This is a genomic window from Prolixibacteraceae bacterium (genome assembly GCA_019856515.1).
Classification (GTDB): Bacteria; Bacteroidota; Bacteroidia; order Bacteroidales; family Prolixibacteraceae; genus Halosquirtibacter; species Halosquirtibacter xylanolyticus.
Window position 1 is genome coordinate 2,386,837 of the sequence record CP082230.1, and the last position, 13,486, is coordinate 2,400,322.

14 protein-coding genes are annotated in these 13,486 nt (G+C 36.7%); 7 read left to right on the forward strand and 7 right to left on the reverse strand.

Features of this window, described 5'->3' with window-relative positions:
• From purU to hisIE, 6 genes are all read left to right on the forward strand, one after another.
• Positions 1-861: a formyltetrahydrofolate deformylase gene (gene purU, locus K5X82_08485; protein ID QZT38920.1), complete on the forward strand. Its 861-nt coding sequence runs from the start codon at positions 1-3 to the stop codon at positions 859-861.
• Positions 862-1,039: 178 nt separating this feature from the next.
• Positions 1,040-1,507 (forward strand): TlpA family protein disulfide reductase, encoded by a 468-nt coding sequence (locus K5X82_08490; protein QZT39104.1) that lies wholly within the window; start codon positions 1,040-1,042, stop codon positions 1,505-1,507.
• A 33-nt stretch (positions 1,508-1,540) separates the two neighbouring features.
• Positions 1,541-2,137 (forward strand): imidazole glycerol phosphate synthase subunit HisH, encoded by a 597-nt coding sequence (gene hisH, locus K5X82_08495; protein ID QZT38921.1) that lies wholly within the window; start codon positions 1,541-1,543, stop codon positions 2,135-2,137.
• The gene (hisA, locus tag K5X82_08500; protein QZT38922.1) at positions 2,134-2,865 is read left to right on the forward strand and encodes a 1-(5-phosphoribosyl)-5-[(5-phosphoribosylamino)methylideneamino]imidazole-4-carboxamide isomerase; all 732 of its coding nucleotides are present in this window, start codon (positions 2,134-2,136) and stop codon (positions 2,863-2,865) included. Before hisH ends, hisA begins: the two co-directional genes overlap by 4 nt.
• 5 nt (positions 2,866-2,870) lie before the next feature.
• Positions 2,871-3,629 carry an imidazole glycerol phosphate synthase subunit HisF gene (gene hisF, locus K5X82_08505; GenBank protein QZT38923.1) on the forward strand — a complete coding sequence of 253 codons (759 nt, stop codon included), beginning with the start codon at positions 2,871-2,873 and terminating at the stop codon, positions 3,627-3,629.
• Between the two features lie 10 nt (positions 3,630-3,639).
• Positions 3,640-4,239, forward strand: a complete 600-nt coding sequence (gene hisIE / locus K5X82_08510; GenBank protein QZT38924.1) for a bifunctional phosphoribosyl-AMP cyclohydrolase/phosphoribosyl-ATP diphosphatase HisIE — start codon at positions 3,640-3,642, stop codon at positions 4,237-4,239.
• 116 nt (positions 4,240-4,355) lie between these two features.
• On the opposite strand, the gene K5X82_08515 is transcribed toward hisIE, so the two are convergent.
• Positions 4,356-5,168 carry a hypothetical protein gene (locus K5X82_08515; protein QZT38925.1) on the reverse strand — a complete coding sequence of 271 codons (813 nt, stop codon included), beginning with the start codon at positions 5,166-5,168 and terminating at the stop codon, positions 4,356-4,358.
• A 200-nt stretch (positions 5,169-5,368) separates the two neighbouring features.
• Here K5X82_08515 and K5X82_08520 point away from each other — a divergent pair, with 200 nt between their 5' ends.
• A complete protein-coding gene (locus K5X82_08520) occupies positions 5,369-6,496 on the forward strand; it encodes a hypothetical protein (protein ID QZT38926.1) in 1,128 nt (375 codons plus the stop codon).
• Between the two features lie 277 nt (positions 6,497-6,773).
• Here K5X82_08520 and K5X82_08525 read toward each other — a convergent pair whose 3' ends face one another.
• The 6 genes from K5X82_08525 to dnaN all read right to left on the reverse strand — a co-directional run bounded on the left by K5X82_08525 (position 6,774) and on the right by dnaN (position 13,218).
• On the reverse strand, positions 6,774-7,961 hold the full coding sequence (locus K5X82_08525; protein ID QZT38927.1) for a hypothetical protein: 1,188 nt from the start codon (positions 7,959-7,961) through the stop codon (positions 6,774-6,776).
• A gap of 3 nt (positions 7,962-7,964) precedes the next feature.
• Positions 7,965-8,588 (reverse strand): ATP-binding cassette domain-containing protein, encoded by a 624-nt coding sequence (locus K5X82_08530; GenBank protein ID QZT38928.1) that lies wholly within the window; start codon positions 8,586-8,588, stop codon positions 7,965-7,967.
• Positions 8,585-10,183, reverse strand: coding sequence for a DUF4836 family protein (locus K5X82_08535; protein QZT38929.1), 1,599 nt, complete (start codon positions 10,181-10,183; stop codon positions 8,585-8,587). Before K5X82_08535 ends, K5X82_08530 begins: the two co-directional genes overlap by 4 nt.
• A 342-nt stretch (positions 10,184-10,525) precedes the next feature.
• Positions 10,526-11,137, reverse strand: a complete 612-nt coding sequence (locus K5X82_08540) for a fumarylacetoacetate hydrolase family protein (protein QZT38930.1) — start codon at positions 11,135-11,137, stop codon at positions 10,526-10,528.
• 4 nt (positions 11,138-11,141) lie between these two features.
• Positions 11,142-11,948 (reverse strand): 3'-5' exonuclease, encoded by an 807-nt coding sequence (locus K5X82_08545; GenBank protein ID QZT38931.1) that lies wholly within the window; start codon positions 11,946-11,948, stop codon positions 11,142-11,144.
• Between the two features lie 142 nt (positions 11,949-12,090).
• Positions 12,091-13,218: a DNA polymerase III subunit beta gene (dnaN, locus tag K5X82_08550; protein ID QZT38932.1), complete on the reverse strand. Its 1,128-nt coding sequence runs from the start codon at positions 13,216-13,218 to the stop codon at positions 12,091-12,093.
• Positions 13,219-13,486 lie beyond the last annotated feature (268 nt).

Sequence of the window (13,486 nt, forward strand, 5' to 3'; positions counted from 1 at the left end):
ATGAGTTCACAAAGCGCCATACTACTTTTACACTGTCCAGATCAGTCAGGAATACTTGCTAGAGTCACCGAGTTTGTAAATGATAACAAAGGAAATATACTCTATCTAGATCAACATGTGGATAGAGAAGAGAAACTGTTCTATATGCGTCTAGAGTGGGATCTTACTAATTTTACGATTCCGACAGATAAGATTGATGAATACTTTAATACGCTTTTCGCGAAGAAGTATAAGCTCAACTATGAGATTCATTTTTCAGATAAGAGACCACGAATGGCACTTTTTGTTTCTAAAATGTCGCACTGCCTATTTGATATCTTAGCAAGATATGCAGATGGCGAATGGGATGTCGAGATTCCATGTATTATCTCAAACCATCAAACATTAGAACCTATCGCGAAGAAGTTTGGTATTCCGTTCTATTATCATCCTATTACATCGAAGACCAAAGCTGAAGAGGAAAAGAAAGAGATCCAAATATTAAAAAAGCACAATATTGACTTTGTCGTCTTGGCGCGATACATGCAGATTATTAGTGAAGATTTCATCTCACATTTTCCGAATAAGGTAATTAATATTCACCACTCTTTTTTACCAGCATTTGCAGGAGCAAAGCCTTATCATGCAGCACATAAAAGAGGGGTAAAGATTATTGGTGCAACAAGCCATTATGTCACTACAGAACTTGATGCTGGACCTATTATAGCTCAAGATGTTGCTAAAATAAGTCATAAAGATACCGTACAAAATCTTGTCCTTAAAGGTAGAGATCTAGAAAAAATAGTACTTTCACAGGCGGTATACAAACATATTCAGCATAAAGTACTGGTATACAACAACAGGACTGTTGTTTTTTCATAAAGGACAATTCACATTATTATCTAAGTATCAACACTTTACTTATATGGGAAAATTTAACATCTTACTTCTACTTGCAATCGTTTTTATCGGTTTTGCTTGTACAAGTAAAAAAAACAAACACAATACTGAAATCTGCATTTCCGCAGAAGACATCATCGATTCGATTAAACAGAACGAGATGCCTGAGGAGTATGGCTATCTTCTTCAGGTGGGTGACAAAGCACCAGACTTTACGGTGGAATTAACCAACGGAAATAAAGTGTCGTTAAGTGACCTGAAAGGAAAAGTAGTCATGCTTCAGTTTACAGCAAGCTGGTGTCCAGTTTGTAGGAGAGAGATGCCTCATATCGAACAAGAGATTTGGCAGAAACATAAGAACAACACAGACTTCTTTTTGATGGGAGTTGATAGAGATGAGCCTTTAGAGAAAGTAAAGAAATTCGAAGAGGACATCAAAATTACGTATCCTCTTGCATTAGATCCTAACGCAGATGTATTTGGACTATTTGCAGTGAAGAGAGCAGGGGTGACACGTAATGTAGTTATTGATAAAGATGGGCGTATTGCCTTCTTGACCCGCTTATATAAGCCTGAAGAGTTTGAGAACATGAAGAAAGTAATCGATTACCTTCTTTGTCGTGATTAATTAATTGTATCCAGTATACCAGTACTTTTTTTTATGAAAATAGCCATTATAAAATATAATGGTGGTAATATCTTTTCTGTGCAAGAGACGCTGAAGCGTCTTGGTGCGGAAACAGTTGTTACAGACCATTACGAACAGATTTGCTCTGCCGATCGTGTTATCTTTCCTGGTGTAGGTCAGGCCAAGAGCGCGATGAACTACCTTAAAGAGCACCAATTAGATAAGATCATCACAGAACTTCAACAACCGGTCTTAGGAATATGTTTAGGACTACAGTTGATGTGCCAACATAGCGAAGAGGGAGATATTGAAGGATTAGGTATTTTCGATGCCCAAGTAAAGAAGTTTATCCCGCAGGATAGAGAGACTAAAGTGCCTCATATGGGATGGAATCAACTGAATTTTTCAGATCAAGGAGATTGGAGAAACCAGTTTGAGGAGTCATATCTCTACTTTGTTCACTCTTATTATGCAGAGATCTGTCAAAACACCTTTGCATCATGTCACTATGCCAATGACTTTAGTGCCATGATGAAGAGAGACAATTTCTGGGCCATGCAATTTCATCCAGAAAAGAGTGGAGAGATTGGATCTAAAATGTTGAATCAATTCCTAAACCAAACGTTATGATCGAAATCATACCTGCCATAGATATTATAGAGGGACAGTGTGTTCGCCTGAGTAAGGGGGACTATGCGACACAGAAGATATACCATAAAGATCCATTAGCACAAGCCCAACAATTTGAGGACCATGGCATAGGACGCCTTCACTTGGTGGACCTAGAAGGGGCCAAGAAGAGTCATATAGTAAACTACAAGACTTTAGAGCGTATCGCAGCCAAGACCAATTTGATTCTCGATTTCGGTGGCGGCATTAAAAGTCAAGAAGATATACATATCGCATTCGAATCAGGTGCACAGATGATTACAGGAGGAAGTATTGCGGTACAAAATCCAACACTTTTTGCTTCGTGGATAGAGAAATATGGTTCCGAAAGGATGATTCTAGGGGCTGATGCAAGAGATCGTAAAATATCGACTATGGGTTGGAAGGAATCTTCAGAATTGGATATCCTTGACTTTATAGAGACCTGGATGGAACGAGGGATAACCAAAGCTATCAGTACAGATATCGAGAAAGATGGAATGTTACAAGGGCCTTCGTTTGATCTTTATCGAGAGATAAAAGATAGGTTTCCAGAACTGTTTATTGTGGCGAGTGGAGGCATCTCAAACATGCAAGATATTCTTACACTTAATGAGGATAATATCGATGCTGTTATTGTTGGTAAAGCCATATATGAAGGGCATATCTCACTAAAAACATTAGAACAGTTTATCACCTCTAAACAGTAATCCTTATGTTAGCAAAAAGAATTATTCCTTGTTTAGATATTAAAGATGGTCAAACTGTTAAAGGTATACACTTTGAAGGAATAAAAGCCGTTGGTGATCCAGTGGAATTGGCCAAATGGTACTCCGAAGAGGGTGCTGATGAATTGGTTTTACTTGATATTACTGCGACACAGGAGGCACGTAAGACAACAAAAGATTTAGTCAAACGTATTGCTTCGGAGATCAATATACCTTTTACCATAGGTGGTGGAATAAGTACGGTTGAAGATGCGGCAATACTTCTAGCACATGGTGCAGATAAGGTCTCTATTAACTCCTCAGCGATAAAGAACCCTGATCTGATCAATCAATTGTCCACACGTTTTGGAAGTCAGTTTGTTGTCGTCGCCATCGATGCACGTCAAGAGAATGGGCAGTGGGCAGTTAAAAGTGCAGGAGGGAGAGTCGATACGGATAAAGAGCTTTTCACATGGGCCAAAGAGGCGGAAGAGAGAGGTGCTGGAGAGATTCTATTTACTTCGATGGACCACGATGGGACCAAATCAGGCTTTGCAAACCAAGCTCTACGGCACCTTCATGAGACCCTAACCATTCCAGTGATTGCATCTGGAGGAGCAGGCTGTCAAAAAGATTTTGTAGACACCTTTGTAGAGGGCAAAGCAGATGCGGCATTGGCTGCGAGCATATTTCATTATAAAGAGGTCGCTATTCCTGATTTGAAAAGCTATCTAAGACAAAACAGTGTACCGGTAAGAACCATATAATATAGACACCATGCAAATCGATTTCAATAAAATGGGCAATGGACTTGTTCCCGCAATTATACAAGATGCCAAGACCAACAAAGTGTTGATGTTGGGGTATATGAACCAAGAGGCATACGAAAAGACAAAAGAAGAGAAGAGAGTTACTTTTTATAGTCGCACCAAGAACAGGTTATGGCAAAAAGGGGAGACCTCTTCTAATTTCTTACTGGTAGAACGTATTCTTCTGGACTGTGACCAAGATACGCTACTGATTTATGCCACACCACAAGGCCCTACATGCCATAAAGGAACGGACACTTGTTGGGGAGAGAGCAACACTCCGAATGACATTCTATTCTTAAGTGAATTGCAAGATTTCATCGATCAACGAAAAGAGGAGATGCCAGAGGGAAGTTATACTACTCACCTCTTTAATAAAGGTATTCGTAAGATTACTCAGAAAGTTGGAGAAGAGGCAGTGGAGACTGTAATTGGTGCAATGGCTAATGATAATGAGAACTTCTTATATGAAGGAGCTGACCTGCTATATCACTTAATCGTTCTATTGACTTATAAAGGGTATCGTATCGAAGATTTAGTTCGTGAACTGAGATCGAGACATAAATAATTATACCAAAGAATAGAAGCTTAAAGCGGAATATGAAACAGATCATATTCCGCTTTATTCCATCTATTAAGTAGACTAATCTACGGGTGAATTTTCAAATAAATATTGAGATGGTACTACTCCATTAGGCCAAACGTTTGCATTTTGAGTCTATTTCTATCATTCTTGGGTAGTAGTGAACTTCTTACCCATCTCGGTCGAGTTGTAAATAAAGATTTCACATTAGGGTAATCTCTTATTACCTCTACCCCATTATCATGTTCTGATAAAGATAGATGTAGTTTTATATTCCACTTATTTGCCCATGCCATCACCTGTGGATTCATCTGCGTCTTATCGATCACAAGAGAATAAATTCCTAGCTCTATCATCTTCTCCATGGTGATCCCTAGAGCATCTTTTCCATTCCAACGACAATAGATATGATCCACATTGATATGTTTGGTTAGGTACTCTAAAGTACTCCAATCCGATGCTACAAATCTAAAATAAAAAGCATTACGATGTTCCATCAAATGGTGCATCAAAGATCGTAGGTCCGTTATTTTATCATCTAAAGAGAGTATAAAATATTTTCCTTGGGGCAAAATACTTATTACATCCTCTAGCTTTGAGATATGGTAGCTCAATCCGGTATTCGAGAACTTACTTCTTAGTGAAAGAGAGGTGATTTTTTTGGACTTCATTGATCTTAAGTCATACATTTTAGTAGTATACTCACCGATCCCTTCAGGACGAAAAGCAAACCACTGTTGATCTTTACTCTTGAAAACGTCCACCATAATTCCATCCGCATAATATTCCCAAGCCAATCTAACTGCTACAACAGTGTTACTTGGCTTGTAATAACTAGCCCCTCCATTGGCAACAATTCGAATCTGAGAACGCAACAAAATAGGGAAGCCCAACCAACATAATAGTACAAACATAAGCTTAACAAGTAACATCTTCTTCCCCCTTTCTTCAACAGATTAGATAAATATTGTGTAATTAACTAACAAAAGAATAGTAGATTCTGTTTTGTCAAAAACATTTAATTTTTTAGATATAATGAAATAAAATTACTCCAATTATTTGTCATATAGCCTTTCTTAACCAATCTTTGTAAGATAAGAAAGCGAAGTAAGATATGAGTTTAGAAATAAGAGAAGTAACAACAAAAAAGGACTATAAGCGTTTTGTGCAACTTCCATTCACATTGTACAAAGATTCACCTTATTGGGTCCCGCCTATTAAAAGCGAAGAGCTACAATCACTTCAAGCGGAACATAATCCTCTTGTAAAACAATGTAGTGTAAAATTTTGGACTGTTTTTAAAGGCGAAGAATGCGTAGGACGTATTGGAGCTATTGTCCATCACAAGTATATTGATAAAATTGGTAAAAAGATTGGTCGATTCACTCGCGCTGAGTTTATCAATAACAATGAAGTGGTAGATTTGCTTTTTGAAACAGCGACTAAGTGGCTAAAAGAGCAAGGAATGGTGGAAGTACAAGGACCACTAGGCTTCTCTAATCTAGACCATCAAGGAATGCTTATTGAGGGTTTTGATCATCTACCATCTATCGGATCTGAATACCACTTGCCATACTATCAAGAGCATATGGATCGTATGGGCTTTACCAAAGAGATGGATTGGGTAGAATTCCGTCTAGCTATTGAAGGGATGGTACTTCCGGAAAAAGCCCTTCGAGTGATGGAGTTAGTTAAAAAAAGAAACGGATTTGAGGTTCTGCATTTCGATAATAACAAAGACCTAATAGCATATGGTCAAAAGATATTTGAGATCCTTAATGAAGCTTTTAAAGACCTCTTCTCTGTTGTTACTCTTGATCAAGAAGCCTCGGACTACTATATAAAGAAGTATTTGACATTCCTCAATCCTCGATTTGTAAAGATCATGGTGGATAAAGACAAAGAGGTCGTAGGTTTTACTATCGGGCTACCTTCTCTTTCGGAAGCGATGCAGAAGGCCAATGGAAAACTCTTCCCTTTCGGATTTTATCATATGATGAAAGCGATGAAGAACCCTAAGGTATGCGATGTGCTATTAACAGGTCTTCATCCTAAATATCAAGCAAGTGGTGCCATTGCACCTCTTTTTGGAGAACTTCAAAATGAGATGGTAAAACAAGGCGTTGAATTCATCGAAACAACGGGTATGCTAGAGACCAATCATAAAGCCATCTCTAACTGGAAGAATTACCCACATGAACAACACAAAAGAAAGCGTTGTTATCGTAAAGATATAGTGTAAGGATGTAGAAGTATCATCCAAACAAGCCTCTTTTCAATCACATATGATATAACGAAAATGAGGTGATCACTGCATTATCACAAAGCAGAGGTGATATCAAATCAAACGTGGATTCTGTTAACAGTGATCCACGTTTTGCTTTACATATATCTTTCGTTCATACATCTCTTTTAAGGGCATATTCTCCACTCAAACAACAACTACTACGTGAATCGGGAATTAATGGCTTAAAACGACTAAAAACTCATCTGTAGACAGAAAAAAGATATCTCCTACGCTATAATGATTTCAATACACCTTTAATCTGTCTTGTCAATAATAAGTTGTAAATCAACAGAACTATCCCCCATAATATTAAGACAAGAACCCAGAGATGAGAGACACTATTCTCTATCCTGAAATATGTTGCAAAACGATCAACATATACTCCCCTTACATAGACAGATATTCCCCAAGATAGTAGTAGTGTAATAGTGGTGATCAAAGAGATCGTCCAGCGATAGAATCGTGCGATATGCTCTTGCCTATATCCAATACTAAATAAGTTAAGTATCAATGTTCTATTCTTCTGGATGATCAAATGGACACTTAACAGTATTAAGAAGAGAGACATCGCTGTAATAATTACCCCTATAGACATCATGATTCCTAAGGCAATAGTTATCATCAACTTCCATTTACCTGCGCGTAGACCTTCTTGATTAATTGAGTAACTCTTATCATTAAAGTAGGCCAATATGGCACTATCCGAAGGGTCATGAAAAGTTACCAATAGTCTACTTACTCTTGTAGCAACTGTTTTGCCATATATCTCATTCGCCTTCTTTAGGAAATGATCAGGAACCAAGATCGAATTAATTTTATTTGAAAAGCCCACAATACGACTATCATAAGTGTGCTGTATACCATTACCAGATACGGTGATATGAAAGGGGAATTGTGAAATCATCCCTTTAGATAATACAGGTAAACCTTGACTTTCGGCAAAACCAAAGTTATAGAGTTTGATATAAGATTCAGGAATAATCACAGGAATAAAATCTGTTCGTTTGGAGCTTTTCCACTCTTCTACGTGTATGTCCAAACAAGAATCCGGTACACTCTCAAAAAACAGCTCGGTATAAAAAGCAGGGATATTGGCCGAAGCGTCAGTATACCCTCTTACCTTGAATGAAGCACTACGAAAACGAGCAACACTCTTCACAAACGACTCTTGGCTTATCGATTGCACCTCTTCAGGGCTAAAATAGATACGATCTTTATCCAAAGTTTGAAATAGAGATATCTTCTTACTAATCACAACAGCTTGCTTAGACAATACTCCAGCTTCTTGTTTGAATATAGGCCCGATATCTATTGACAATTGGAAGATAAGTAATGTCAAAGTGGCTCCCACCAATAGTGTCAAACTATACCACACTAATTGAGCAACGGATAGGGTCTTTCGTTGAAGTTTCTTTAGCATATCTTACAATTGTAGTGTCTTATCATATTCAAACGCATCACATGGATCAAGTGTCGTTAAAAGAAGTCCTGCCTTTTGTGATGTCAACTCTCTGTTTATTAAGTCTACCGCAACCTTCACATTATGTTGATCTAAGTGACTGAAAGGCTCATCCAAAAAGAGAAACTGAAATGGTTGACATAAGGCACGAATGATAGCAACACGTTGTTGTTGTCCAATAGAGAGATGTTTTACAGGTTCATCTCTCTTCTCAGACAGTCCTAATTGAGATAACATCTGCTCTATCTCTGCATCTCTCTTATGTTTTGTGAGGTCATTCTTAAGTAAAATATTCTCCTTAACAGTTAATGCTTCAAAGAGCTTTAAGTCTTGAAATACATAAGATATATAATTGCTTTGCACCTCTTTCCGAACACTATGACCATTGACCATTATCTCTCCGTCAAAACTACTTTTTATTCCATATATGAAATTCAGTAATGAACTCTTACCTCTTCCAGACTGTGCCTTAATTAGCACCTTCTCTTCCGTATTGAAAACTAAATGTCTATTCATATAAATGTCAGAACAGGAGATCTCCTGTTCTGACATATATATGGGTTTTACTTGATCTAACGTTATAATCATCTCATAAAGTTAACAAAATTATTGTCGACTAAATTAATAATTTGTTTGAAGCTATTCTCCTCTTTATTTTTGAAATGAATGGTATAACTCCCAGTAGTAGGTGATGTTGATCTCATTTGCATATCTTCTAATAATGCATACTCACCATCCACGAAAGACATTTGTGATGTAGTAAAAGCTTCTAAAGCCATCTTTTTAATAGACTTAGGAAGGTGGTCATACTCTAGGTCCAAATATATAAATGCCATAGTATCCTCAAAACGAGATGCTATTTCAGAAGAAGCGAAAGTCTCTTCAGGTGTCGATAAACCTACAGTTGTACGCACATTCTTTTGATTATTTGTCACATAAAACAGTTCATCTGTAATAGCAAAATATGCATTAATATCATTTGTAACTTTTAATACAAAATACCCATCTTGATCATAACGAGTTGCTTTTGCCAAAAGATCAAGAATCCATTTATTCTCTTGATCTTTATTTAATGCCACAGCCAAATTAAGCTCTGGAATATAGTTTGATCTACCATATCTTCCTTCTGTGATCTGCAAATCAGAGAAAGAGATCATCATTGAATTTCCAAGTGTAGCTAAAGCAGTCTGAATATCTACTCCAGCCTGTTTTTGGAACATTTTATCCATCTGATCAACGTCTTTCTCTTCTTCAAGACGCTTCTTAATCATATCCTTGTCAATAGCACTTGCTATAATTGCTACATTATTCTTTGGAAAATAATCGTAAAGTTCCGTGTTGAATTTCATCTTCTTAGAAGAGACATATTTCTCTTTTACTGCCTCAGTAAGGTAAACCTTTGAATCTGAGACGATCTCTCCATCTTTAAAGTCAACATGAACCATTCCGGCACAACCTTTGAAGGGTTCCATCATTGGAGACATCATTCTATTATTTGATGCAACATAATCAATTAGTAGATCAGCAGACATCCAATAATTCATATCTTTATCATCTCCTGATAAAGTATTATAACTTTCAAGAGCAGTAATACGTTCTGTCTGCTGTAAAGAGAATAATGCTGTTGCACTTTCCAATAAACCTTTTCTTGATGGATAGTTAGATGCTATCGAAAGAACCAAATATTGGTTATCCCATATTAATACACCATTATGCCTAAGTTTAATTCTTTTAAAGCCCCCCTCAGTCTCCATCTGAAAAGTTGCACCTTCCATCTCAATCGTCTTCGACATAAACTGAGTAAACTTCTCTGCATCACCAAGCACCATGGCCACATTAAAATATTGTGCATCAACATCTTTATTCACCATATATCCATAGATATTATCTTTGAATGATATACCTGTGACAGTAGGGTCTTTCAAAATAAGGTTAAGGAACTCTCTAACCTCCTCTGGTTGTTGCTCTACACCAGATTCAATCATCTTATAACAGTTCATTGACTTCAAATCTTGAAGTTCTCCTTTTCTAGCCAATGAAGTAATATCAACGGATGCAACAAATGCGGCTGTAGAAGGGATTACATCCGTAGGGTTTGGACCCGTAGAACAAGAAGTAGCAAATAAAGATACAACCAAAGCCAAACACATCAGTATTCGGTTCACTGAAAATCGATTTTTCATAGTAGATACTTATAGTTTATTTATAAACACACACACTATATTGATTACATTCAGATCAAACCTCTCGTCTCGAGAAGACTTAACACTAATCAACATAACAATGAGTTGTTAAAATTACTCAATTATAATAATCTTCAACAATTATTTGTGACAAAAACATTTTACAGCTATCAACATTCTCTACACCATAGATGATAGTTTCACAAAGAAAATATATAACCATGCACTCTATGTGCAGAATAAATAATATTTTACATCTACAATATCTGATTTGTTATAATAAAAAAGGACTAGCACAATGAGTACTAGTCCTTTTTTAAAAAAAATGAATCATGAGATGATCTACTTGACCATAAAATCGAACATTATCTGTTCACCAATATATCCTTGTAAACGATCTCCGATCTCTACTTTTCCAACTCCTTCTGGAGTTCCAGAAAAGATAATATCACCAATTTTTAATGTCATATACTTTGAGGTATGTGCCACTAACTGATCGATATTAAATATCATATCCTTAGTATTACCTTCTTGTACAACCTCTCCATTTTTATACAGTGAGAAAGGAATACTATTTATATCTTCAAACTGTTCTATTGGCAGGAATGCTCCTAATACTGCCGAAGAATCAAATGCTTTGGCCTTCTCCCATGGCAAACCTTTTTGCTTCAGATCTTGTTGTATATCTCTTGCAGTAAAGTCAATTCCCAAACCAACCTCAGCATAATAGCGTGGAGCAAATTTGGTGGAAATATTCTTCCCTAGCCTACCTATACGAAAAAGAACCTCCACTTCATAGTGAACTTCATTCGTAAAATCTGGAATGTAGAATGGCTTATTTTTTTGTAAAATTGCAGAATCAGGTTTTAAAAAGAATACTGGTTCTTGAGGAACGTCATTCTTTAACTCTGCAATATGTTTCGCATAATTTCTTCCAATACAAATTATCTTCATCTCACTATTTCTTCATTTTTTCACCCAAACGAATCTGTGTCAACACCTTCTTGGTGTATAGAGGAAAATCACCACCAATCATCCAGCCATAGTAGCCAGGTTGCTCTTCTAACACCTCTGTTACTGGACGACCTTTATTCTTTCCAAAATTAAATACTGGCACATCATCTTCATTGTAAACAATACGACCTGCAAAGTCTACATTGCGATCATAACAAGAGAACTCTGACAATGCCTTAATATCATTCTTTACAGGTACAAAACTCTTACCATTTTCTTCGACTTCAGTCTCCTCATAACGATCAAGTTGTGCTTTCAGTACTTCAAAAGTAGCACGAGTATCAGCCATGGCAGCATGAGCATTTTCCAAACTCTCATTGCAATACATCTTATATGCCGCAGCAAGAGTACGCTTTTCCATTTTATGGAAAATAGTTTGTACATCAACAAACTTACGTTTTCTCATATCAATGTCCACTCCCGCTCGTAGGAACTCTTCTGAAAGTAGTGGGATATCAAAACGGTTTGAATTAAAACCAGCCAGATCACATCCCTCGATAAAACGTGCAATATCTTTTGCTTTCTCTTTGAAAGTAGGGCAATTTGCGACATCTTCATCAGTGATATGATGTACTCTAATTGCTTCTTTAGAGATTTTCATCTCTGGGTTAATACGCATCTCAAACTCCTCTTCTCGTCCATCCACATGGATCTTCAAAAAAGCAAACTCAATAATGCGATCATTTACTATATCTATACCTGTAGTCTCCAAATCAAGAAAGACAATAGGATTCTTTAAATTTAAATTCATACGATACTTATATTGGAATAATATGGAAGAATATTCATTTATAACACCACTTCAAATAAATTGGGCTTACATACAAAAACGAACTAATAGTGAGCTTTGTCTCCATTAGTTCGAATTATTATTTGTTTCTGCAATGATAGTGTTAAACACCCACCATCATTGGCATCAATAATGTCAATATATTTTCATGCTCAAACTCATCCGCACTAGGTAGAATAAGTCCTGCACGAGAAGGATCACACAATTCTAAACGTATCTCTGGTGCATTGATATTATTCAATATCTCTAACAAGAAGGTAGACTTGAATCCGATCTCAATCTCTGCCCCTTCATTGTTACAAGCAACACGCTCCACTCCTGAAATAGCATAATCCACATCTTGTGCTGAAATGACCATCTCTGATTTACGTATATCCAACTTCACTAAGTTACTAGCTTGGTTTGCAAATACAGAAACACGCTTCAATGTGTTGTAAAAATCAAGGCGGTCCACAGTAACAATATTAGGATTGTTCTTTGGTATAACTGAATTATATGGAGGATACTTACCCTCAACCAAACGACAAACCATATAGTAGTCGGTCATTGCGAAAACGGCATTATAATCATCAAATTTCATGGTCACATCGAACTCCTCTTTAGGAAGAATCGCTTTCAATAAAGAGGCAGGTTTCTTCGGAAGAACAAACGATGCTTCAAAATCACATGAAATATCTTTACGTTGATAACGTACCAATTTGTGTGCATCTGTAGCAACAAAGTTTACATTGTTTGTTGAAAATTCCACAAAAATACCATTCATCACAGGTCTTAACTCATCATCAGCCGTAGCATAGATCGTTTTTTCGATACCTTGAAGCAATACATCATGTCCGATCTGAACTAAACGCTGCGACTCTTGCAACTGTGGCAACTCAGGATAATCTTGTCCATCTTGCCCTACGATAGAGAATTTTCCAGTCTCTGAAAGAATCTCAATAGCACAAGTTTCTAAATCCACTTGAAAAGTCAAAGGCTGCTCCGCAAACTCTTTTAACGTATCTGTCAAGATCTTTGAAGGAATCGCAATGTACCCTTCCCCTTCGACACGTTCCGGAATTACAGAACTGATCAAAGTTGTTTCTAGATCCGAAGCAGTAATCGTAATTTTGTTCTCGGATAAATGGAATAAGAAATTATCCAAAATAGGCAAAGTGTTTTTATTACTAATCACTTTACTTATCGCATTTAAATGCTTCAATAGTTCCGTACTTGAAACAACAAACTTCATATTATCTCTTTTTAATCATTATCTACTCCCTATCGATCTACCACAAAGGCATCCTCGATGTTGATTATTTTTTAAGAATCAAATGCTTAGCAGATTCTTTATATCATAAATAAAAAACAATCTACTCTGTACGAATATACAAACTTATCCCTAAATAAGTTCGAATTGATCGAATATTTTTGTTCTCGTCACATTATTCTCTAATCGTAATGAAGAAAGAAAGTAAAGAATAAAAGTTTTAATCCGACCATCTTTTTATCTCACAGTC